The sequence below is a fragment of the Larkinella sp. C7 genome, assembly GCF_006149005.1.
Lineage (GTDB): Bacteria > Bacteroidota > Bacteroidia > Cytophagales > Spirosomataceae > Larkinella.
This window is the reverse complement of record NZ_VBSL01000004.1, coordinates 579,946-604,086: the sequence shown is the minus strand read 5'-3', so window position 1 is coordinate 604,086 and position 24,141 is coordinate 579,946. Positions and strand designations below refer to the sequence as shown.

20 protein-coding genes are annotated in these 24,141 nt (G+C 52.0%); 14 read left to right on the top strand and 6 right to left on the bottom strand.

What is annotated here, in order from left to right; all coding sequences use genetic code 11:
• Positions 1-312: 312 nt before the first annotated feature.
• The 8 genes from FH871_RS13495 (at position 313) to FH871_RS13460 (ending at position 9,763) form a co-directional block, all read left to right on the top strand.
• Complete coding sequence (locus FH871_RS13495; protein ID WP_138991934.1) at positions 313-2,028, top strand: hypothetical protein; 1,716 nt, start codon at positions 313-315, stop codon at positions 2,026-2,028.
• 63 nt (positions 2,029-2,091) lie between these two features.
• Positions 2,092-2,865 carry a glycosyltransferase family 2 protein gene (locus FH871_RS13490; protein ID WP_138991933.1) on the top strand — a complete coding sequence of 258 codons (774 nt, stop codon included), beginning with the start codon at positions 2,092-2,094 and terminating at the stop codon, positions 2,863-2,865.
• Positions 2,866-3,070: 205 nt separating this feature from the next.
• The gene (locus FH871_RS13485; RefSeq protein WP_138991932.1) at positions 3,071-5,338 is read left to right on the top strand and encodes an aconitate hydratase; all 2,268 of its coding nucleotides are present in this window, start codon (positions 3,071-3,073) and stop codon (positions 5,336-5,338) included.
• A gap of 236 nt (positions 5,339-5,574) precedes the next feature.
• Positions 5,575-6,912: a sensor histidine kinase gene (locus FH871_RS13480; protein WP_138991931.1), complete on the top strand. Its 1,338-nt coding sequence runs from the start codon at positions 5,575-5,577 to the stop codon at positions 6,910-6,912.
• A 117-nt stretch (positions 6,913-7,029) separates the two neighbouring features.
• Positions 7,030-8,178 (top strand): FAD-dependent monooxygenase, encoded by a 1,149-nt coding sequence (locus tag FH871_RS13475; protein ID WP_138991930.1) that lies wholly within the window; start codon positions 7,030-7,032, stop codon positions 8,176-8,178.
• Positions 8,179-8,205: 27 nt separating this feature from the next.
• Positions 8,206-8,775, top strand: a complete 570-nt coding sequence (locus tag FH871_RS13470) for a Crp/Fnr family transcriptional regulator (RefSeq protein WP_138991929.1) — start codon at positions 8,206-8,208, stop codon at positions 8,773-8,775.
• Between the two features lie 72 nt (positions 8,776-8,847).
• Positions 8,848-9,282, top strand: a complete 435-nt coding sequence (locus tag FH871_RS13465; RefSeq protein ID WP_138991928.1) for a hypothetical protein — start codon at positions 8,848-8,850, stop codon at positions 9,280-9,282.
• A gap of 10 nt (positions 9,283-9,292) precedes the next feature.
• A complete protein-coding gene (locus tag FH871_RS13460; RefSeq protein WP_138991927.1) occupies positions 9,293-9,763 on the top strand; it encodes a hypothetical protein in 471 nt (156 codons plus the stop codon).
• A gap of 9 nt (positions 9,764-9,772) precedes the next feature.
• Here FH871_RS13460 and FH871_RS13455 read toward each other — a convergent pair whose 3' ends face one another.
• From FH871_RS13455 to FH871_RS13440, 4 genes are all read right to left on the bottom strand, one after another.
• Positions 9,773-10,549: a LytTR family DNA-binding domain-containing protein gene (locus FH871_RS13455; protein ID WP_114409287.1), complete on the bottom strand. Its 777-nt coding sequence runs from the start codon at positions 10,547-10,549 to the stop codon at positions 9,773-9,775.
• Positions 10,550-10,711: 162 nt separating this feature from the next.
• On the bottom strand, positions 10,712-11,770 hold the full coding sequence (locus FH871_RS13450; RefSeq protein WP_138991926.1) for a sensor histidine kinase: 1,059 nt from the start codon (positions 11,768-11,770) through the stop codon (positions 10,712-10,714).
• A gap of 30 nt (positions 11,771-11,800) precedes the next feature.
• Positions 11,801-12,850 carry a sensor histidine kinase gene (locus FH871_RS13445; RefSeq protein ID WP_229317274.1) on the bottom strand — a complete coding sequence of 350 codons (1,050 nt, stop codon included), beginning with the start codon at positions 12,848-12,850 and terminating at the stop codon, positions 11,801-11,803.
• Between the two features lie 15 nt (positions 12,851-12,865).
• Entirely contained in the window at positions 12,866-13,936 is a 1,071-nt protein-coding gene (locus tag FH871_RS13440) for a sensor histidine kinase (RefSeq protein WP_138991925.1), read from the bottom strand.
• Positions 13,937-14,121: 185 nt separating this feature from the next.
• Here FH871_RS13440 and FH871_RS13435 point away from each other — a divergent pair, with 185 nt between their 5' ends.
• Together FH871_RS13435 and FH871_RS13430 are read left to right on the top strand one after the other, a co-directional pair.
• Positions 14,122-16,200, top strand: coding sequence for a TonB-dependent receptor (locus FH871_RS13435; protein ID WP_138991924.1), 2,079 nt, complete (start codon positions 14,122-14,124; stop codon positions 16,198-16,200).
• Between the two features lie 87 nt (positions 16,201-16,287).
• Entirely contained in the window at positions 16,288-16,695 is a 408-nt protein-coding gene (locus tag FH871_RS13430; RefSeq protein ID WP_138991923.1) for a DUF4332 domain-containing protein, read from the top strand.
• A gap of 127 nt (positions 16,696-16,822) precedes the next feature.
• Here the strand turns inward: FH871_RS13430 and FH871_RS13425 are convergent, their stop codons facing one another.
• The gene (locus FH871_RS13425) at positions 16,823-17,533 is read right to left on the bottom strand and encodes a DUF2461 domain-containing protein (RefSeq protein WP_138991922.1); all 711 of its coding nucleotides are present in this window, start codon (positions 17,531-17,533) and stop codon (positions 16,823-16,825) included.
• A 155-nt stretch (positions 17,534-17,688) separates the two neighbouring features.
• Here FH871_RS13425 and trpS point away from each other — a divergent pair, with 155 nt between their 5' ends.
• From trpS to FH871_RS13405, 4 genes are all read left to right on the top strand, one after another.
• Positions 17,689-18,663 (top strand): tryptophan--tRNA ligase, encoded by a 975-nt coding sequence (gene trpS, locus FH871_RS13420; protein ID WP_138991921.1) that lies wholly within the window; start codon positions 17,689-17,691, stop codon positions 18,661-18,663.
• Between the two features lie 82 nt (positions 18,664-18,745).
• Positions 18,746-19,315: a phosphatase PAP2 family protein gene (locus FH871_RS13415; protein ID WP_229317272.1), complete on the top strand. Its 570-nt coding sequence runs from the start codon at positions 18,746-18,748 to the stop codon at positions 19,313-19,315.
• Between the two features lie 142 nt (positions 19,316-19,457).
• Positions 19,458-20,399, top strand: a complete 942-nt coding sequence (locus FH871_RS13410) for a ribose-phosphate pyrophosphokinase (protein WP_138991920.1) — start codon at positions 19,458-19,460, stop codon at positions 20,397-20,399.
• Between the two features lie 112 nt (positions 20,400-20,511).
• Positions 20,512-21,075, top strand: coding sequence for a 50S ribosomal protein L25/general stress protein Ctc (locus FH871_RS13405; RefSeq protein ID WP_138991919.1), 564 nt, complete (start codon positions 20,512-20,514; stop codon positions 21,073-21,075).
• A gap of 169 nt (positions 21,076-21,244) precedes the next feature.
• On the opposite strand, the gene FH871_RS13400 is transcribed toward FH871_RS13405, so the two are convergent.
• On the bottom strand, positions 21,245-23,929 hold the full coding sequence (locus FH871_RS13400; protein ID WP_138991918.1) for a sodium-translocating pyrophosphatase: 2,685 nt from the start codon (positions 23,927-23,929) through the stop codon (positions 21,245-21,247).
• Positions 23,930-24,141 lie beyond the last annotated feature (212 nt).

Sequence of the window (24,141 nt, the reverse complement as noted above, 5' to 3'; positions counted from 1 at the left end):
GGGCGGGTGATTGCTGCGTTTTTATAACGATTTCAGGGGGCTAAACGTTCAGGGAAACTAGGTAAAAATGATCAGATCCAACCGCAGGATTGGGGCTTAAAACCACGGATAGACAACGGCATGGCCGATTTAACCCGCTTGTAGTAACAGCGTTGAAGCCCCTGAGTTCGCCGATAGTTGACGCCGTTTAGAAAAGAAATAAATTAATTTGTGAATTGAACCCCTAAAATGCCTAATGTTGAATGATGAAACGATCTGCCATGACCACTTCGGCGGACGATCTTACGGTTTTAATCGCTTCAAATTCTTAAAATGATACTTCTGATTCTGTGGGCGTTTCTGGCGTCCGGTTGTTTTGCATATGGTCTGTTTTTCTATAGCGTGTTGATTCGGTGGCGGTTGATCGATGGTTCGGAACCGGTCAAAGGGAGTGACCTGGTGTTGGTCGGCCTATGTCTGCTCGTTATGTTTGTGCAACTGGCCTCCATTTTTTTGCCCGCCAATCACTACCTGGCTCTGGGCTGGCTGGCCGGGGCGGTTTTGATGGCCGCAGGGTCTACGGCATCGGTGTCGGCTTATTTCCGTCGATTTACCCGGCAGCAAAAACAGATTCCGCTTTTCTGGCTGTTTGTGGTGGTTGTGCTGCTCTACTCAACCCTCGAACCCGCTAACATCGACAGTGGCATGTATCATTTGCCTTCCATGCGCTGGTACGAACGGTTTCGGGTCATTCCCGGTCTGGGCAATCTACACGGACGGCTGGCATTTAACTCCAGTTTTCTGGTCACTTCGGCGGCCTTTGGGTTTACAGACTGGGCCGGTCAGACGCTGTTTCCGCTCAACGGATTTCTGTATCTCGTTGTCTGCTGGCGGCTCTTGAGTCAGATTCGCTCAGCCACGCCCGTCCGGTTTTTAGCCGTTGTCATTCTGAGCCTCCTTCTTTTTTACCAGATCCGGCAGGTTTTTTCGCCGACGCCCGATGTCTGGGGGGCACTGCTGCCCATCACCATCTTCCTGATCTGGCTGGAACTTCGTCCGGTTTTCTCCATTCGGCACGTCCTCCTCTTCATGTTGGTTTGTGTTTGCATTACTGTCAAATTAGCGACGATTCCCATTGCGCTGGTTCTCGTGCCGCTTGCGTGGGCGTTCAGAAAACAGCTTACTGGCCGTCATATTGTGTGGCTGGGCGGATTGGGCCTGCTGACGGTTTTGCCCTGGATGATTCGTACGACGATTCTGTCGGGGTATCTGCTGTATCCTTTTCCGGCGCTGGACCTGTTTTCATTCGATTGGGAAATTCCGGTTGAACGGGTGCGTTTTGAAAAGGATTTTGTCGAGTTCTGGGCCAAATTCCGGATTATCGAACCGTATTTTGATGCCTCACTCCTGAAAACACCGGCGTCGGAATGGATTCCGGCCTGGTGGCAATACAAAGATTATTATTTCCTGAACAAACCAACCTGGCTGCTGGCCGTCGTGTCGCCTTTTCTGGCCCTGAGCCATTTTTTCAATCCGGCGCGACGAACCCGGTTTCAACCGCTGGTACTTCCGTATGGAGCCGCTCTGGCCGGTTTTCTGTTCTGGTTTCTGTCGGCCCCGGAATTCCGCTTCGGGTATGCCTTTGTCTGGATGACCACTTTTTTGCCCGTTTTACCCTTCTTTCCTACCAAAACCAACTACTGGAACATCATGCCCTGGACCAACGCCCTGGTGGTGGGGCTGATCAGTATTTTATTGGGGTATTATGGGTATGTTTTTCTCTGGAAAGAACGGTTTCCCCTGCAAACCTATGCATTGTTGCCCAAACCGCTGACGTATCGCACCCACGGCACGGAAGCCGAAATGTTCACCCGCCAACGTACCCAAAGTGGTTTGGTGGTGCTGGTTCCGGTCAATACCCCCACCCTTCAGAGTTGTTACGAACTGGAGGAACCCTGCTCTCCCTATTTTTATCCGGATCTGGAATTGCGGGGCCAAACCGTCGCGGATGGGTTTCGGAGTACGCTCGTCAGTCGAAATAAAAATTAGTAACCTTTTTGTTAATAAAGTAAATAAAACCTGTTAAAATAGGGGATAAACTCACTTTTCCCTATGCTTTTATCGATTATCATTCCTGCTTACAACGAGGAAAAAACCATCGGATTCGTTTTGAAACGAGTGGCCGAAGTCGGCCTTCCTGGTCAGTTGAGTCGGGAAATTATCGTCGTAGACGACGGTTCTACGGATCAAACTGAATCGATTGTCCGGCGGTTTAACGAGGATCATGCCGACACGACCATACACTACATCAAACAGGCTGTTAATCAGGGGAAAGGCGAAGCGCTGCGGGTAGGAATTCAATGCGCTCACGGGAATTTTATCATCATTCAGGACGCCGATCTGGAATATGATCCCGAAGAATATGGCCATTTGCTGCAACCATTGCTGGCGGGCCGGGCGGATGTGGTGTACGGGTCCCGTTTCATGGGCGGGCGGCCACACCGGGTGTTGTATTTCTGGCATACCGTGGGCAACCGGTTTTTGACGCTGCTCTCGAACATGCTCACTGATTTGAACCTGACCGACATGGAAACCTGTTTCAAAGTGTTTCGCAGCGAAATCATCAAGTCGATCGATCTGAACGAAAAGCGGTTTGGCTTCGAACCGGAAGTAACCGCCAAGATTGCCCGCATTCCGGGCATCCGGATCTACGAAGTCGGCATCTCCTATTATGGCCGGACGTATCAGGAAGGAAAGAAAATCGGCTGGCGTGACGGGTTTCGGGCCATTTTCTGCATTTTGAAATACAATTTGCTGGACTGGAAACCCCGCTCGCAAACCGACCTCACGATGGACACCCCTAAGGCCATGTCGAGTAGTAATTGACTCCACCGGCCTTGTTTCTACAAATAGGCTCGCAAAAGGGACAGAATAGCGATAACGTTTACAAATTATCGGGAAAATTCCATCCTGTTTTATTTTAGAATGAAAATCACCTAATTTTGACACGCTCATCGGGAAACTCATTTTCCGGTAGCCGGTGTTGTTTATTCAGATACATTTTACTATTCACTGCTAATTCCTCCTGTCTATGGCTTTTGATTTTGACATGATTCAGCGCGTATACGACGGTTTCGGCGAACGTGTCGAAGCAGCCCGGCAAGTGGTGGGCCATCCGCTCACGCTGTCGGAAAAAATATTGTACGCCCACCTTAGCAACGGAATCGCCCAAAAGGCGTTCAATCGGGGCAAAGATTACGTTGATTTTGCCCCCGATCGCGTGGCAATGCAGGACGCAACGGCCCAGATGGCGTTGTTGCAGTTTATGCAGGCCGGCCGTTCCAAAGTGGCTGTACCGTCGACCGTTCACTGCGATCACCTGATCCAGGCTGAAGTGGGTGCTGTGCAGGATCTGGAAAATGCCAACAATAAAAACCGGGAGGTATACGCTTTCCTGGCGTCGGTGTCCGACAAATACGGGATCGGTTTCTGGAAACCGGGTGCCGGGATTATTCACCAGGTCGTGATCGAAAACTACGCGTTTCCGGGCGGTTTGATGATCGGGACGGATTCGCACACGCCGAACGCCGGTGGGTTGGGCATGATCGCCATTGGGGTCGGTGGTGCTGATGCCTGCGACGTGATGGCCGGTTTGCCCTGGGAGTTAAAAATGCCAAAACTGATCGGAATTAAACTGGTCGGTAAATTGTCGGGCTGGGCTTCGGCAAAAGACATTATCCTCCGTGTGGCCGGTATTCTGACCGTAAAAGGCGGGACGGGCTGCATCGTGGAATATTTTGGGGAAGGCGCGGATAGTCTGTCGGCTACCGGAAAAGGCACCATTTGCAACATGGGCGCTGAAATCGGAGCAACGACGTCGATCTTTGCCTACGACGAAAAAATGGGCGATTACCTCCGGGCAACCGACCGCGCCGATGTGGCCGATGCGGCCCAGGCCGTTCGCCAGCACCTGCGTTCCGACGACGAAGTATACGCCGATCCGGCTGCTTACTACGATCAGGTGATCGAGATCAACCTGTCGGAACTCGAACCCCACGTCAATGGTCCTTACACGCCGGATCTGGCCTGGCCGCTGTCGAAATTCGCCCAGGCCGTGAAAGAAAACGGCTGGCCCGAAAAACTGGATGTCGGTCTGATCGGTTCCTGCACCAACTCGTCGTACGAAGATTTGACCCGCGCAGCTTCGATAGCCCGTCAGGCCATTTCCAAAAATCTGAAAACCCATTCGGAATATACCGTAACGCCGGGCTCGGAACTGGTTCGGTTTACGACCCAGCGCGACGGTTTACTAACGACCTTCGAGCAAATTGGCGGTGTCGTTCTGGCCAATGCCTGCGGACCTTGTATCGGGCAGTGGGCGCGTCACATCGACGATCCGAAACGTCAAAACTCCATCATTACGTCGTTCAACCGGAACTTCGCAAAGCGGAACGACGGTCTGGCCACCACCCACGCCTTTGTGGCTTCGCCCGAACTGGTGACGGCGATGGCGATTGCCGGAAGTCTGACCTTCAACCCGATGACGGACAGCCTGATTAGCGAAACCGGCGAATCGGTGATGCTGGACGAACCACAGGGAATCGAATTGCCCGTCAACGGTTTTGCCGTGGATGACGCCGGTTATCAGGCTCCGGCCGAAGATGGCAGCGGCATTCAGATTGCGGTTAGCCCGACTTCAGACCGTCTGCAACTGCTCGAATCGTTTAAAGCCTGGGAAGGAACCGACCTGACGGGCCTGAAACTATTGATCAAGGCGAAAGGCAAGTGTACGACCGACCACATTTCGATGGCGGGTCCGTGGTTGAAATACCGGGGTCACCTCGACAACATTTCGAACAACATGCTGATCGGGGCGGTCAATTTCTTCAATGAAAAGACCAATACCGTCAAAAACCAGTTGACGGGCGAATTTGGCGAAGTGCCGGCCGTGCAGCGGGCTTACAAAGCCGCCGGCATTGGTTCGATTGTGGTGGGTGACGAAAACTACGGCGAAGGCTCCTCGCGTGAGCACGCGGCTATGGAACCCCGGTTTCTGGGTGTTCGGGCCATTCTAGTGAAATCATTCGCCCGGATTCACGAAACGAACCTGAAAAAACAGGGCATGTTAGCCCTGACGTTTGCCAATCCGGACGATTACGAAGACATCCGCGAAGACGACACGATCGACATTCTGGGCCTGACGGAGTTCAGCCCGAACGGTCAGTTGACGATCCGGTTAAATCATACCGACGGAACGAGCGAAGAATTCCAGGTCAATCATACCTACAACGAAACGCAGATCGAGTGGTTCAAAGCCGGTTCGGCCCTGAACCTGATCAAGCAGAAGCAAAACGCGTAAGTTGTTGCGATAACGTGTTTGTAAGAGTTGTTTCGCGGAGTTGAGCGGAGTGAAAAAGAGTTTAGCGGAGTTTTCTTTTAGAATTTCTCTGTTAGACTCTTTTTTACTCCGCTCGACTCCGTGAAACAACTCTTTTTTATATACACTTCATCCTTCCTTTATACCGTTTCATCGAAAAAAGTGTTGATTCGTTGGTAAGTTTGCCGGTACCTTACCGCACAAGCCCTGCGTCCCCTATGACCTATGAATTCTGGCAACCCATGTTTGTCGGCATGGTAATTTCGATCCTGCTGATCAATGTCGTCCAGTGGGTTACGTACCGGGAGCGGATTTACGGGTTATACACGCTTTACATGCTGACCTGGCTGACGTATTTCGCCATCCGGTTCGATGGGTTCCAGGAAGCAGTTTCTCTTTCCAACAACGATTGGTATTTCATCCGGGGCTGTGCGCCCATGATCGCCTATTTCATTTATTTTGGCTTCACCGACGCCTTTATCGGACTGCGGAAACGCCTGCCGGATTTGTTTCGCATTTTCCAGTACACCCAGCTTTGCATTGCCCTTTATGTAATGCTTCAGTTTACCGTCTGTTACCTGCGGGAAGACTGGTACCCCATGGTTTATGACACAGCCCACACGGCCATTCGCCTGGGAATGATCGGATTGGCCGTGTACGGAATCTACAGGATTTTGCAATTGAAAGATACCGTCGCGCGGTATTTCATCATCGGCTCGGCCTGTCTGATGGTGGGAGCGGTGACCTCCATGATTTTAACCCATCTGGACACCTATGCCGGACCCAATTCGCCATTCTGGACGGCACCACTGACTGCCATCCAGATTGGCATCATCCTCGAACTGGTTTTTTTTTCGCTGGGACTGGGCTATCGCCAGCGAAAAGCCGCCATCCGAACGGCGGTTCTGGAGCAGAAAATAGAACGGCAGCAGGAAAAACACGAGCGGAAACAGCTCGAAACCGAATTGTCGGTGCAGCAACTCCGGCAGGAAATGTCCGAAGTCCAGATGCGGGCGTTGCAGTCGCAACTGAATCCGCATTTTTTGTTCAACTCCCTCAATTCACTGTCGTCGCTGATTGCCGATGAACCCGTGAAAGCCGAGCAGTTTGTGGATGAAATGGCGAGTGTCTACCGCTATATTCTGCAAACCAATGATGTTGAATTGACGACGCTGAAACGCGAATTACAATTTATTCATTCGTATTTTCATCTGCTGCAAACCCGGTATGCCCGGGGCATTTCCCTTCAAATCGAGGTGGATGACGCCTTTCAGACGTGCCGGCTTCCTCCGCTGACGCTGCAATTGCTGGTGGAAAACGCCGTTAAACACAACATTGTGTCCAGCGAGTTTCCACTGAAAATTCACATTTTTACCAGCGAATCGGCCCTGCTGACGGTTCGGAATAATCTGCAAAAAAAATCAGTCGATCGGGTCAAATCGACCCAGAAGGGTTTGCTCAACATCCTGACAAAATACAAAATGCTGGGCTATCCGGCGCCTGTGGTGGAAGAAACCGATCAGGAATTTATTGTCACCCTCCCCCTAATCCCCTAACCACGTCGGTTCAGCGGGGGCTTTTTCCGTTTCAATGAAGTTGACAGGGGTTTGCTGGGTTTTAGGGGGCAAATTTGCGCTACAGGCAACAGATACGCCCAATCAAAGAACCACATCATGAAAAATACGAATCGGTTTACCATCATCGGTGGTGGGATTGCGGGACTGACCACCGCCATTGCCCTGCGAAAAATCGGGATTCGGGCGACGCTGTTTGAAGCCGCGCCAGCCATTAAACCGCTGGGGGCGGGACTCGTACTGGCCGCCAACGCCATCAAGGCGTACCAAAAACTAGGCATTGCGGAGGCCATTCTGCCCGCTGGCCGGGTGATCGATACGTTTGTCATTCGGGACCAGCAAGGCCGGGCGATTACCCGCACCGACAGCCAGGCTGTCAGCCAAAGATACGGAACTGATAATTTTACGATCCACCGGGCTGCGCTCCACCGGATTTTGCTGGATCAACTGATTGGTAATCCGATTATTCTGGGCAAACGGGCCATTTCCATCGATCAAAGCAACGACGGTGTCATCATGCGGTTTGACGACGGAACCATACACCAGACCGACTACCTGCTGGTGGCCGACGGCATTCATTCGGCGATCCGACAACAGATTCTGCCTGATTCCAAACCCCGGTATGCAGGCTATACGTGCTGGCGGGCGGTGGTGGATGGGACCGGCCTGGATTTAACCGAAGCGACCGAAACCTGGGGCACACAGGGTCGGGTGGGCATTGTGCCGCTTGCCAACAACCAGATTTACTGGTTTGCAACGGCCAACGCACCCGCGAACGATGGACGGATGCGAACCTTCCGGGTCAATGACCTGACGACCCGGTTTGCAGACTACCACGCGCCCATTCCGGAAGTTATTTCCCGAACCACAGATGGCGGCTTACTCTGGAATGACATCATCGACCTGAAACCCCTGCCCCGGTATGCCTTCGGCAATGTGTTGTTGCTGGGTGATGCCGCGCACGCTACGACGCCTAACATGGGACAGGGAGCTTGTCAGGCCATTGAAGACGGGGTGGTTCTGGCTGATGAACTGGACCGGGGTGGTACGGTTTTCGACGCTTTCAAACGGTTTGAGCAACGGCGGCTGAAGCGAACGCATTCGATTGTGGAAAAATCCCGGCGGATTGGCCAGCTAGCCCAGGTGCAGCATCCCTGGCTGGTTGCCGTGCGCAATGGCTTGTTTCGGATGTTACCGGATTCCCTGAACGAACGACAGTTGGAAACCTTGTATAAAGTGGATTTTTAAGTATATTTCTGCCCCAACTCATTCTCTATGCATCGGGTTCTGTTCAATATAGAACGCATCGTTCGGCCATCCAGCGAAGAAAAAACCGCCTTTGAGCAAATCATTCACTACCGCGTGCTGGCGAAAGATGAGCTGTATGTGCGGGAGGGAGAGGTTTGCAACACCATCGGCTTCATCGAAAAAGGATGCGGACGGTTATTTTACGAAATCGACGGCTGGGAAGTTTCGAAAGAGTTTTTATTTGAAAATTCACTCCTGGGTTCGTTCGTTGGTTTTTTTACCCAAAAACCGTCTCATGTTAATGTGGCGACGGTGGAAGAAACGCACCTGCTCGAACTGCGCTACGACGACGTCATGGCGCTTTGCCGAACGTATCCGACCTGGCAACGCTTCGCTACCTTGCTGCTGCAGGACCAGTTGATGCGGGTCGAAAAACGGGAGGCTTCTCTGCTGAAAGAGGCCCCGGAAGACCGGTATCGCCGGTTGCTGGAAGAACACCCGAAAGTATTGAATCGCATTCCGTCAGAATTTGTCGCCAGTTATCTGGGAATTACCCCCGAAACGCTGGGCCGCTACCGGTCGGGTATCGGGGTTTGAAGTATATTTGTGGTTGATTGTGGTGACATCAAATCGTACGGATGAGTTCCGACACTTAAGGTACACGATGCCGTGAATGAAATAAGCAGAATAGAAAACGAAGAAGGGGACATTTACGCCATTTTACGGTATGAACCCACGAAAAATTACCTTCTGATGAAGTGGATCGGCTTTTGCACCGATGAGGAACTGATGCGGGCGACGCTCAAAATGCTGGAGTGGCAGCAAGCCGAGGGGCAGCAACGGGCATGTCGGTTTCATGTGCACGACACGAAGGAGTTTGACGTGGCCTGGGCCGGAACCGTCGACTGGATTGTGAATGATTACTTTCCGAAGGCTCATGCGGCCGGGGTCCGCTACAACATCAGCATTGTGTCGCCGGATTTGTTTTCGAAACTGTCGTCGGAAGCCCTGTTTGAGAAAAGCAACCCGGTGCTTCCCACAAAATTATGCGAAACACTTTCGGAGGCCGAACGTTTTATGGCCGGGCAAACCCCCAACTCCTAAACCGCCTTTCATGATTACCGTTCGTCATTCCGAATTGATTCGATTGCCGTTAACGGAGGTCTATGGATTGCTGGGCTGTTACGAATACGATATGCTCTGGCGCAGTAATTTGTTCGCCATGCAGCAGGACGCGCCCGGTCTGGCTCGTTCGGGCATGAAACTCCGGCAGGAAGTTCGGCTTTTTGATCAGGAAATGACGATTCTGGCCGAAGTGACAGCAGCCGCCCCGAACCGGCGAACGGCCCACGAGAGCGTCGATAGCCCGGTTGAACTCTGGGAACAGCGGTTATTTGAGCGGGTAGATAAAGAAACCCGGGTAACCTACGAAATGAGTCTGGAACTCAGAGGCTGGCAGCGGTTGATGGCACCTTTGTTGATTCACCAGTTGCAGCGGCAGTTTCGGAACGACCTGATCCGCGCCAAACAATTGCTCGAAGACACCCCCAATCCGCTGATCGAGCTTCCGAAACGGCTTTTATAGCGACGGTTTTTATTTTCCCATCCACTTCTTAAACTCCGTGGCGCGTTCGCGGCTCACCAGCACCTCCTCTTCGGGAGCCGGTTTTAGCGTCAGTTTCAGTTTGTTGTTGAAATACGGGTGAATTTGCTGAACGCAGTTGATGTCGACGATGAATTGCCGGTTGGCCCGAAAAAACTGCAAAGGATCGAGCATGGCTTCGAGTTCATCGAGCGTGTAGTCTACCGAAAATTTCTGATTGGTTCGGGTCCGGAACAGGCTGACGCCTTCTTCCGAATAAAAATAAGCGATGTCGGCCACTTCGACGGGCATCCACTGCGAGAGGTGTTTGACCAGAAACCGCTTGCGGTATTCGGCGGGCTGAATCTGCTGGCGGAGTTGCTGCACGAGCGCGTCGATGGCCATGCGGCCGCCGGTTTCGGGTTCGGCGGGGTTGCGCAGTTTGCGGTGTTTTTCCAGACTCGCTTCCAGTTCGTGCCGTTTGATGGGTTTCAGCAAATAATCGATGCTGTTGACCTTGAACGCCCGCAAGGCGTATTCGTCGTAGGAAGTCGTAAAAATAACCGGCGATTCGACCGGCGTCTGCTCAAAGATTTCAAAGCTCTGTCCGTCTGCCAGTTCGATGTCCATCAAAATCAGATCCGGCGTCGCGTTGTTTTGCAGCCACTGGACGGATGCGCGCACGCTGGCGGCCGTTCCAACAATCCGGATGGAATGATCGACGTCCTGCAGCAGTTTGGTCAACTTACGGACAGCCAGTTCTTCGTCTTCAATTACCAGTACATCCATACGAATCGGTCGTTATTTTTTCGGGGAGGTGGGTGAAGGTGTTACGGTTCAAATCGTACCTACAAGTAGCAGATTCGGCTCGTTTTTTCCAAATCGCCTTCCGTTGAAACCGCAAATTGGCAGGTCAAACCGGTATTGTCCGGCCATGAAATGCATCCTTCCTCAGTTGACGCCAATCCGTTCCTGGAGCAGGGGAAGGGTCACAATAAACTGTCCGTCTTTTTCTTCAATAATCGGGCTGGGTTGTTTCAGCAGCTTGTATTTGGAAGCAATGTTTGATAAACCGACGTGGTTCGATTCCACCCGAACGTTTTTACGTTGCAGGGTATTTTTGATCTGCAAAAAACCGTCCGTCGTTTCAATAGTGATTTCCAGGGGTTGCTCCGGCAACATGGTATTGTGCTTGACGGCATTTTCGACCAGCATTTGCAGCGTCAGCGGAGGCAGCAAAGCGTCTTTGTCCTCCTCCCGGACCACCACCCGTAGCGAAATACCCGGCCCGTAGCGGGTTTTGAGCAGGTGGTAGTAGGAGTCGATAAAATCCAGTTCTTTCCGAAGGGGCGTCAGCTCGCGCTCGTTGGTCTGTAACAGGTAGCGGTATACGCTGGCCATGTCATCGACAAATTCTTCGGCCAGGTTGGGATTTTCGGAGATGAGCGACGAAAGCGTGTTTAGTGAATTGAACAGGAAATGCGGATTGACCTGGTTTTTCAGCACTTCAAACCGGCCCTGCCATTGCATACGAAGCAAAGCTTCTTTTTCGAGATTGGTTTTCCGCCATTGAATAAACAGATAAGAACCTTCGTAAATACCGATGTATAAAAAGTGGTAAAAAATCTGAATGCCGATGGTTTCCAGGTAGCTGATGAAGAAATTGACATCCCAATCAAAGGTTGATTCTCCGTCGTGCGGATAAATCAGCGTATGACCAAAAAACCGGATAAAATACCCGATGTTGACCAGAATGGGAAACGCCAGAAGCAATAGATATAACCGATACCGGGTGTTGGCCAGACCCGGATGCCGGTGCTGAATTCGCCGGACGAGCCAGCGGGTTATGTTCCAGCAAATATAACCGGAGATAAGCCCCACAATCAAATACCGGATCAACTCGATGCTGGTGTAACTGAGCAGTAGTTTAACCCGAAAAAATAACGCCCCAAAAAAGAACAATACCAGAGGCCCCGTCAACCGAAGGCGGGTATCGTTAAAAGTCATCATAGCATCGGATTAAAAGCCAGGCATTGGGGTTTATTTTAGTTCGTTCATCATGAGCGGTAGGATGACACAAAAACTGGTTTCCGTGTTCAGGATTTCAAGATTTCCCTGACCGAGCAATTGGTATTTTGTGGCAATATTGGCCAATCCGACTCCGTTGGAAGCTACGCGCAGGTTTTTAAGCTGCACATTGTTCGAAACAATCAGCCGACCGCTTTGCGTGGTTTCAATGCGTATCTGAAGCGGTTGATCGGAAAGGATGATGTTGTGTTTCACCGCGTTTTCGACCAGCATCTGGAGCGTCAGGGGGGGTAATTGAGACTCTTTAAAGCCATCGGCTACACACACTTCCAGATTGATGCCATTTCCGTACCGGGTTTTTAACAGGTGAAAATACGATTCGATAAACGTCAATTCGTCGTGAAGGCTGGTCAGGGCGTTTTCGTTGGTCTGCAATAAATACCGATAAACACTCGATAATTCCTCGATAAACAGTTCCGCTTTGTCCGTATCTTCATCAATCAGGGATGACAGTGTATTGAGTGAATTGAACAGAAAGTGTGGATTTACCTGCTGTTTTAAACTGTCGAGCTGGCTCTGTAAATTCGCTTTTTTTAGCTTTTCGGTTTCGCTGATGGTTTGCGACCATTTCTCAAAGGTATAGACGCTTTCGTGAACAATATTCGCGACAACGTTGCCGATGATTCCCAGGGTAATAGCCCAAAAAAGCCGGTTGCTATCGAAGGTGTAGCCCGGGAAATGGATCCACTTATAAACGTAAAACAGTAAAGTTATGGCGGCTGAAGACATCAGAATATGAATCGACAGGGCCAGGCACATGCGCATCCAGGTCTGGCGAATGTGCGGAAATCGTTTGCGGAGATACACCGCCGGTACGGCGTGGAGAAAAAAAGCCGGTGTCCAGATGAGTGTCGTCAGCAGCGAAGCACCCAGAAAAATATCCAGCCGTTGGAAATAGGGCTTCCCGAGCATCATGTAGTTCAGGAAAAGGTAATAACCCGGCAAAAGGCCGAGTGCGATCCAGGTGTCACGGTTGGTATAACGGATAGATTTCAGGCCCACATCGGTAGGGAAAAGTCAGGGTAAATTTACCAAAAAATCGGCACCTTTAACGATTAATGGCACCCGAACGCTAAACTGTCGGCCGTCGTCGGTGATCACCGGGCGTGGCAGCCGCAGGAGCGTAAACCGCTCGGTGAGTTGCCGCAAACCGCCGGGCTGCTTGTTGACCTGTACATTTTTTCGTTGAATATTGTTGGTTACGCGTAATGCCACCAACCCGTCGTTGATTTGTGCTTCGGCCTGGAGCGAGATCACGAGCGGCCGGTCGGCCAGAATGATGTTGTGGCGGATGGCGTTTTCGATCAGCGTTTGCAGGCTGAAAGGCGGCAGATAACACTCCAGCAGGCACGATTCGATACTGAGCTGCAATTCGATGGCCGAACCATACCGGGTTTTTAAGAGGTAAAAAAACGAATGGATAAAGTTCAGCTCGGTCTGGAGCGATACGAGCTTGCGCTCATTCGATTGCAGCAGATACCGGTACACACTCGATAACTCTTCCAGAAATTTGTTGGCCTGCTGCTTGTCCTCGGAAATCAGGGCCGACAACGAATTGAGGCTGTTGAACAGAAAATGCGGATTGACCTGACTTTTCAGGCTGTCGAATTGCCCCTGAATCCGGGATTTCTGAATCGCTTCGGCTTCAGCAATCGCTTTGCGGTATTGTTGCAGGTAATAAATGATTTCGTAGGTCGTCCCCAGAATCAGGGAACAAAAGATACCGATTCCGATGTAAGCCTGATAGACGCGGGCCGTGATGGGAATAATAGCCAGTCCGGTCAGATCGGTCAGAAAGATGAACAACGACTGGCACAAAACCGCCAGCAGCCCGTAGCCGGTAAAGGTGATGACAATTCGCCGGAAGGCATGCCGGGCGTCCGGGAATTTTTTGCGCACGTAATGCACCCAGCTCACGGAACCTTCCCAGGCGAGGGTCATGTAGGCCATGCCAATAAAGACCCAGCCTGAATACAGAACCGGGTTATGCTGGTAATCTTTCAGGTAAAGTATATTGCCCAACAGCACCATCAGCGGGATTCCTATCCAGCGGAGCCATCGGTCGTTCGGTCTTTCCAACGTCGTCACGTACTTTGCAATGGTTTATTTTTTTGTAAAATAAAGGGGAGTTAACCGTTGGCTCAATACAGATTGGATTGAAACGCCGACTTTTGGGGTTGAATTGAGGTTAGTTGAACCTAAAGAGTATAAAATCGTTTTGACACAGTAGTTTTACATACGAATCCCAAAAACAACCCGAAGCCGGCAAAGACATGCTTAAATACAGTTTACTTTTTCTATTTCTGCCCATTTCCCTTTTCGCCCAGCAAACGCCGTCCAGCCGTTCCGTTCCCGATTCCATTCAACTGGCGGAGGTGACCGTTCGGGGCTACGAGACGAACCGCCCGCTGCTCGAAACGGCGGCATCGGTCAATGTGTTGTCTGGCAAAGAACTGAACCAGCGGTTTGGTACCCCGGCCCTTGTCCCGGCTTTCAACACCCTGCCCGGCGTCCGGATGGACGAACGGTCGCCGGGCAGCTACCGGCTTTCGATCCGGGGGAGCCTGATCCGGTCGCCGTTTGGCGTTCGGAATGTCAAAGTCTACTGGAATGAATTGCCGATGACCGATGCGGGGGGCGGTACCTACCTGAACGCGCTGGACGTTCGCTCCATTGGCCGGGTGGAAGTCATCAAAGGACCGTCGGGCAGTTTGTACGGTGCCGGAACGGGGGGGACGGTTTTGCTCAGCGGTCAGGCCAGCCCATCGGGCGACCAGGCCAACCGGGCCGAAGTGAGCGTGCTGGCGGGTTCCTACGGATTGTCAGGTCAAAACTATACGATTCAAACCGGTCAGAACAATTCGGCTATCTCGCTGAATTACGGGCATTTACAGTCGGATGGCTACCGGGCCAACAGCCGGATGTACCGCGATAATCTATCGCTCAATGCCACCTTTGCCGTTAACCCAAAGCAAACGGTTTCGGTCATGGGGCTATATTCGGATCTAATGTACCAGACGCCGGGCGGGCTGACCCGGGCGCAGTTTCTGGCCGATCCGCGCCAGGCCCGGCCATCGACGCGGGTCTCGCCCGGCAGCGTGGATCAGCGGGCGGCTATTTACCAGAAAACCGGGTACCTGGGTTTCTCGCACCAATACCGCTGGAACGACCGCATTCAGAACACGACGGTTTTGTTCGGTTCGCTGACCGATTTTGCCAATCCGTTTATTACCAACTACGAAAAACGCGCCGATCAGGGCATTGGGGGACGCACGGTAACGCGCTGGCAGATGATTGAAACGGGCGTTCCCACCCAACTGGTTTTCGGGGGCGAATGGCAGCACAATTTCACCATCACCCGCAATTATGGCAACCGCCGGGGCCAGCCCGACACGCTTCAGTCGGACGACGAATTCCGGGCGTCGCAGTCGGTTCTGTTTGCCCAGTTGGAAGCAAACCTGCCGTTCGGCATCATTGCCACCGCCGGGTTGAGCCGCAACGAAGTATCGTATCGGTTTACCCGGTTTTCGGATCAGCCCATTGTTCCGCAACCGCGTGGCTTTCAGCCGGTCTGGTTGCCGAGGGTGGCGCTGTTGAAGAAAATTGGTGATCACGTATCGGTTTTTGCCAGTGTCAGCACCGGCTATTCGGCCCCCACGATCCAGGAAGTCCGGCCCTCGGAAGGAACCTTCAACCCGACGCTGGAGCCGGAACAGGGTACCAACCTGGAAGCCGCCGTGCGCGGCCAGTTGAACCGGTTTCAGTTCGACGTGGCCGTGTATCAGTTCCGTTTGCGGCAAACGATCGTTCGGCGGTCGGTGGAAAGCGGAGCCGAATACTTCATCAATGCCGGGGCTACGAATCAAAAAGGGCTGGAAGCACAACTGTCATATAATCTGGTGGTTCCGAAACCGGGCGGCTTCTGGCAGACCGTCCGGGTCTGGAACAGCACCACGGTGACCAATTACCGGTTTAAGAATTACCAGCAGGGCACCGCCGATGTGTCGGGCAACCGCGTCACGGGTGTCCCCCCGCTGGTGGTCGTCACCGGTTTTGATGCTGAAACCCGGCTGGGATTCTACGCGCACCTGACGCACCAGTTTATCGACAAATTCCCGCTCGATGACGCCAACGCTTTTCAATCCGATATTGCCCGGATGCTGAACGCGACGCTGGGGTTCCGGAAAACGCTGGCCAAACGCTGGACGCTCGATGCGTATGTCAGTGGTGACAACCTGCTCGATCAAACCTACAGCCTGGGTTATGACCTCAACGCTTTTGGCGGCCGGTTTTACAATGCCGCCCCGCGCCGGAATTTTACGGGAGGGGTGAGGCTGGCAGTTCGGTGGTAGGCGGGTTTATTTAGGATTCTGCGTTACTTTTTGACTGGAAAGCGGTCTCAAGTAGGTAGTCATATTCCTAAATAATAAACTATTCCCATGAGCTTACCCGTTCAAGAATTAAAAGGCATTACCGCAGATCTGGCCGAAGCCTTAAAAGCACAGGGTCTAACCAACACTGACGCCCTGCTTGAAGCTGCCAAAACCGTAGCTTTGCGGAAGAAACTGGCCGCTTCGGTCGGCGTAGAAACCGCCGTGATTCTGGATCTGGCCAATCGGGCGGATTTGAATCGCATTGCGGGGATTGGTGGCGTCTACAGCGATTTGCTGGAAGAAGCCGGCGTCGACACGGTTAAAGAACTGGCCCACCGCTCACCGGAAAACCTCTTTGCCAAAATTACGGAAATCAACCAGGAACGGCAGCTAACACAGCGGCCCCCAACCCTGGAGAAAATCACCGATTTTATCAACCAGGCCAAAAGCCTGCCCGCCGGGTTGGAGTATTGATTTTGCAGGCAAGATGAATCGTATTAAATAACCAATGTAAAATGATGAACGCCAAATGTAAAAGTATCCGGGTGCTTCCCTCTTCACTTTTACATTTGGCGTTCATCATTTTACATTGATTATTCATTTATAGCGTTATCGACTCGTCCTTCTCTTCGTAAAACAGGTAATTCAGGTAATCGCAATACGGTTTAATCAACCGGGCGCCTTTCACGACTTCGTTCACGAAATCCGGTTTCACCACCTCCTGATCCGAATACCGGTGGAGGAAAAACAGTTCTTTCCGGCGCAGTAAACCGATTTCCGGATGGTCGGCCGAATACCCTTTGGGAGACGTTTTCATCGTTTCACCAAAAATTTCCGGAAAATATGCTTTGAACACCGGGGCCTCGATGATGTCTTTCAACTCATCGACGTTGTAGTCGATTTCCTGCCGAAACTTCGCGAGTTGGGCCGGTGTCGGTTGCCACATGCCAGCACCCAGAAACGTTTCGCCACCGGGTTGCAGGTGGAAATAATAGTCGATCCGACCCGAATGCCGTCCGCCCGGACCCACCGCAGCCGCCAGATTCTTCTTGTACGGCGCCTTGTCTTTGGAAAACCGGATGTCGCGGTTGATGCGGAAAATACAATCCTTTACGGCGGTGTTGGGCAGCGGCTGAAACGTTTCGATGCCCTGCAGCAGCTTGCCCACAAAACCTTCAAACTCGGATTTAGCCGCATCGTAGCGGGCGCGGTTTGCCTGAAACCACTCCCGGTTGTTGTTTAAAACCAGATCGCGCAGAAAGTCAAGCGTTTGAACGGAGAGCTGAGAATTAGGTGCGTTTTTCGTCTTCATACAGTTCCAAAGCTAGCCAGAAATAGCGAAGTTTGCACGGAAATTCAATTGTGAATGAGCGAATGAGCGAATGAGTGAATAGCTCCGCTGAAAGCATGATCCTACCGGAGCTATTCACCCATTCGTTCATTCACGCATTCACGCATTCAAAAAATATGTCTCGCATTCTCACTGGTATTCAAAGCAGCGGAAGACCGCATTTGGGTAATATTCTGGGGGCCATCAAACCCGCCATCAAACTGTCGGAAGAACCCGGTAACGACTCCTTTCTGTTCATTGCCGACCTGCATTCCCTGACAACCATCAAAGACGGGGCCTTGCGCCGGGAATACATCCGCGCCGTCGCGTCGGCCTGGCTGGCGTTTGGACTCGATACGACTAAAAATACCTTCTGGCGGCAGTCGCACGTGCCGGAGCATACCGAACTGGCGTGGTACCTGAACTGCTTTACGCCCTTTCCGATGCTGTCTAACGCGCATTCGTTCAAGGACAAATCCGAACGGCTGGCGGATGTCAACGCCGGTTTGTTTACGTATCCGTGTCTGATGGCGGCTGATATTCTGCTGTATGACGCCAACCTGGTTCCGGTTGGAAAAGACCAGAGGCAACACGTTGAAATGACGCGTGACATGGCCAGCGCGGTCAATCACCAGGTGGGCGAGGAGATTTTCGTCTTGCCCGAATCCCGCATCGACGAGCGGATTATGACCATTCCGGGCATCGACGGCCAGAAAATGAGCAAGTCATACAACAATTACATCGACATTTTCGTACCGGCCAACGAGCTTTACAAGGTGATCAAAAAGATCGTTTCGGACTCGACACCACTCGAAGAACCGAAAAATCCGGCTACCGATATCACCTTCCAGTTGTATGCACTGCTGGCGGATGAGGCTCAGGTGGAAACCATGCGCCAGAATTACCTGAACGGCGGGTATGGCTACGGCCACGCCAAAAAGGAACTGTATGAGCTGATCATCAGCCAGTTTGCCGAAGCCCGTGAGAAGTTCAATTTCTACATGGAAAACGAAGAAGCGCTGGAACGCGAACTGCGCAACGGCGAAGAAAAAGCCCGCGCCGTTGCCTCGGTCACGATGGAACGGGTCCGGCGGAAATTAGGCTACAATTAATGGCGATTGCGTGATTGAGCGATTGCGTGAAAAATTCGGCAAAACTCACTCAATCGCTTAATCACGCAATCACTCAATAAATTTGGAAACGCTCAACCAACTCGACACCGACCTCTTCCTCTGGCTGAACGGCTTGCATGCGCCTTGGCTGGATCCGATCATGGTGGGGGCCACGATGCGCAATACGTGGATTCCGTTCTATGCGTTGCTGATTGGCTGGTTGATTTTTCAATACCGGAAACGGGCGTTCGGTCTGGTTCTGACGTTGGTGCTGGCCGTGGCGTTGAGCGATCAGATGGCGTCAGCGGTCATGAAACCATTGACGCTCCGGTTGCGCCCCTGTCACGAACCGGCCTTGCAAAAACTCATTCATCCGGTGCTGGAATGTGGCGGCACCTACGGTTTTGCGTCTTCCCATGCCGCCAACACCTTTGCTTTGGCGATGGCATTGTGGTTGTTAATCGGGAAACGGTTCGGCGGGGTCAGGTGGGTATTTTTGTGGGCCACGGTTGTTTCCTTCAGCCGGATTTACGTCGGGGCGCACTATCCGCTGGATGTTTTGGCGGGTGCCGGGATTGGCGTGATGATGGCTGTTTTTTGTGTGAACGGTTACCAGTATGTAGAGAAACGGTTTGATTGGGTGAAAAAATAAGATGTCTTTGCCTTAAATATTCAATATAATATTATAATAATCTTATAACCAATCTTCTACAAGAAAACTTTAAGGTTCTCTTCCCAAGAGTCAAATACTATTTGTATTTTTGCGGACATTTTCGGCACTGATTCAGCACTGAATGGCATCCCTCAACACGGTTAAGATTTTTTCAGGTAGTCAATCGACGTATCTGGCAGAGAAAATTGCCCACCAATACGGCAAGGATCTGGGCGGTTACACCCTGCGTAAATTTAGCGACGGCGAATTATCGCCGAGCTACGAGGAGTCGGTTCGTGGTTGCGACGTTTTTCTGATTCATTCGACAAACCCGCCCGCCGACAATCTGATGGAGTTGTTGTTGATGGTCGACGCAGCCCGTCGGGCCTCGGCTCACTACGTAACGGTCGTCATTCCGTACTTCGGGTACGCCCGGCAGGATCGGAAAGACAAACCACGGGTGGCGATTGCGGCCAAACTGGTGGCCAACATGCTGGCCGCTGCCGGAGCGGATCGCCTGATGACGATCGACCTGCACGCCGGTCAGATTCAGGGATTCTTTGATTTTCCGGTGGATCACCTGGAAGGAACGTCGGTTTTCGTTCCCTACATCCGGAGTCTGAATCTGGACAATCTGCTGATTGCCTCGCCGGACGTTGGTGGGGCCGCCCGCGCCCGGACGTTTGCGAAGCATTTTAACGCCGACATCGTTCTTTGCGACAAACACCGCAAAAGGGCCAACGAGATTGCCTCGATGCAGGTCATCGGGGATGTGGAAGGTGCCAATGTCGTTCTGGTCGATGACCTGATCGATACGGGCGGAACCTTGTGCAAGGCGGCTGAAATTATCCTGGAAAAAGGAGCCAAATCCGTCCGGGCAATCTGTACGCACCCGGTGATGTCGGGTAAAGCGCACGACAACATTACGAATTCGGTGCTGGAAGAACTCGTGGTGTCCGACACCATGCCGTTGCGCCAGTTGAGTCCAAAAGTGAAAGTGCTGACGGTGGCGGATTTATTTGCCAAAGCCATCGGCCGCATTCGCGATCATGAATCTATTAGTTCATTGTTTATAAATTATTAAAAGAGAGTAAAGAGGATAGACAATAGAGGATAGACAAAAGGCGATAGGCTGGCTGTCATTCTGGAATGTCAACAATCTTTGATCTCTTGTCTATTATCTAAAATCAAAAATCATGAAACAACACGAGATTGTAGGGTATAACAGAGCGAATCTCGGTAAGACAGAGTCGAAGGCTCTTCGTATCGAAGGAAATGTACCCTGTGTATTGTACGGAGGTAAAACCCAGGTCCATTTCTATTCGCCGGCTATCCTGTTCCGCACCTTGCTGACAACGCCAGACGCGTACGAAGTGACTCTGAACATTGAAGGTGACGAATACAAGGCCATTTTACAGGACGCGCAGTTCCATCCGGTGAACGACCAGATTCTGCACGCGGATTTCCTGGAAATCGTTGAAGGAAAAGATATTAAAGTGGAAGTGCCGATTCGTTTTAGCGGTATTTCTCCCGGTGTACAGCAGGGGGGGAAATTGATTCAGAAAATGCGTAAACTGAAACTGAGCGGGCCTTACACGAAGATTCCCGATTACGTTGAGGTGAACATCTCGAATCTGGAATTGGGCAAAACAGTAAAAGTAAGCGCCATCCAACTGGAAGGCGTCGAAATTCTGGATAGCACAGCTCTCCCGATTGCTACGATTGAAATTCCGCGTTCGATGCGGGGGAAAGCCGCTTAACACCGGTTTGATTGCTAATAGATTAGAAACAGAAAACCCGCCCAATTGGGCGGGTTTTCTGTTTCTAATCTATTAGCAATGAGAGGTAAGACAAGAGATGAACGAGCTACGCTTCTGATTGAAATGTTTTCGTCTTTGCTCTATTGTCTATCCTCTCTTGTCTGGAAAATCACTTCTTCGTCACCCGAATCGAAATCCGGCGGTTTTGGGCGCGCCCTTCTTCGGTGTCGTTCGACGCCACCGGGTGTTCCTGGCCGTAGCCTTCCGCATCCACCCGACTTTTGTCGATGTCCAGATTGGCCAGTTCGTTTTGAACGGATTTGGCCCGGTCGCCCGAGAGTTTCAGGTTGGAATCCGCATTGCCGGTATTATCCGTGTAACCGCCCAATTTAATGGCGACACCCGGATAGGCTTTCAGGATTTCGGAGATGTTTTTCAACTGCTCCTGCGACTCGGGTTTGAGCGTGGCGCTGCCGGTCTCGAACGTCAGCCGGTCGAAGTCAAACCAGGTTTCTTTATCGACCGCTTTTTGGTCATCCTCGATGAAGGCCAGCAGTTTGTTTTCAACGCCCAGTTCCGGGAGGGAGAGTTCAGTGCCGTTTGTCAATTTAACCGGTTGAAACGCGCCCAGATTGGGCGTACTGACGGTTTCATTGTCAGCCCCGGTTGATTTTTCCAGATCGACGCCTTCCATGCCGCCCACCGCAACCTGACCTTCCTGCACAAATTCCGCGGTTTCAGTCGATTGCACGGCGATGTACGGCGCAATGACCAGCGATACGATCGACATCAGCTTGATCAGAATGTTCATCGAAGGGCCGGATGTGTCTTTGAAAGGATCACCGACGGTATCACCCGTTACCGACGCTTTGTGTGGTTCCGATTTTTTGTAATAAATCTGCCCGTTGATTTCAACACCTTTCTCGAAAGACTTCTTGGCATTGTCCCACGCGCCACCGGCGTTGCTCTGGAAAATCCCCATTAAAACGCCGGAAACCGTAACCCCCGCCAGAAAACCGCCCAATACTTCGGGGCCGAAAATGAAACCGACGATGACCGGTGAAATCAAAGCGATAGCGCCCGGCAGAATCATTTCGCGAATCGACGCCTGGGTTGAAATGGCGACGCATTTTTCGTATTCCGGTTTGCCGGTTCCTTCCAGAATGCCCGGAATTTCGCGGAACTGACGACGAACTTCCTCCACCATTTTCATGGCAGCCCGGCCCACGGCAGCAATCGCCAGCGACGAGAAGATGAACGGAATCATTCCGCCGACGAAGAGGCCGGATAGCACATCAGCTTTGTAAATGTCGATGCCGGTAATGCCCGAAACGCCCACGAAAGCGGCCAGCAGGGCCAGCGACGTCAGGGCGGCAGAGGCAATGGCGAATCCTTTTCCGGTAGCGGCCGTCGTATTTCCAACGGCATCCAGAATGTCCGTGCGACCCCGAACTTCTTCGGGCAGTTCGCTCATTTCGGCAATTCCACCGGCGTTATCGGCAATCGGACCAAAGGCGTCGATGGCCAATTGCATGGCGGTTGTCGCCATCATCCCGGCGGCTGAAATCGCCACTCCATATAGACCGGCAAATTTGTAGGAAATAAAAATACCGGCGGCCAGCGTCAGAATTGGCAAAACCGTCGATTCCATCCCCACCGACAAACCGCCGATGATGTTGGTCGCGTGACCGGTCGATGACTGGCGAACGATGGTCATCACCGGACGGCGACCCATCGCCGTATAATATTCAGTAATAATCGACATCAATGCCCCGACCACCAAACCGGTGACAATGGCGTAAAACACATCGAGCCGCGTGAACTCAACGCCCCGGATTTCCAGAATGCCGGTGGGCAGAACCGCGTTCACCAGAAAATAGGAAGCAACAACCGTCAGGATGATGGACGCCCAGTTGCCCATGTTCAAAGCCGCCTGCACGTTGCCATTGTCGTCTTTTACCCGCACAAAATAGGTGGCAATAATGGAGAAGATCAGCCCCATGCCGGCAATCAGCATCGGCAATACGATGGGCGCGTGACCAAAAATGTTGCTCACATCCGGAATCCGGATTTCCCGACCCAGCACCATCGTGGCCAGAATGGTGGCCACGTACGAACCGAACAAATCGGCACCCATCCCGGCCACGTCACCGACGTTGTCACCCACGTTATCGGCAATGGTCGCCGGGTTCCGCGGGTCATCTTCCGGAATACCGGCTTCAACTTTTCCCACCAGATCCGCACCGACGTCAGCCGCTTTGGTGTAAATACCGCCCCCAACGCGCGCAAACAAGGCAATGGACTCGGCACCCAGTGAGAAACCGGCCAGCACTTCCAGGGTTTTTTCCATGGGAATTCCGTTCACATCGCCGGTGGCTCCCACGTAAATGGAATAAAAAATGATGAATAAAACGCTCAGCCCGATCACGGCCAGACTGGCCACGCCGATGCCCATCACCGAGCCGCCGGTGAATGAAACCGCCAGCGCGCGGGTCAGGCTGGTCCGGGCGGCCTGTGCCGTGCGAACGTTTGCTTTGGTGGCGATTTTCATGCCGATGTACCCCGCAAGGGCTGAAGTGAAAGCCCCGATGGCGAAGGCAATTCCGATGGGCCAGTCGGAGTTTTCAACTAAAGTACCGGCAAAACTGAGCAGGAGGGCAACAAAAACACCGAAGATTATGAGGACCCGCCATTCGGCTTTTAGAAAGGCAATGGCACCGTCGGCGATGTAGGATGCGATCTCCTGCATCCGTTCGTTACCAGCATCCTGGCGCGAAACCCATACAAATTTGGTGTACATCACCACCAGGCCAATGAGACCCAGAATGGGAACAAGGTAAATACTCGAATTCATGCTGTAAGATTAATGAGGTTTAATTTTTGCAAAGTCGCAAATATAATTGGATTGACAGCAATTGAAAATCGGTAAACTGGTTTTGATAGATTTTTTAGAGAAAAACTGTACTTATTTTTAGGGATCAAAAAAAACGGACTTTTAATTCAAAATGCGCCGAAGCCGGTAGCAATTCGTTCGTTTGCCCTGACTATTTTTGTTATTCATGTGAC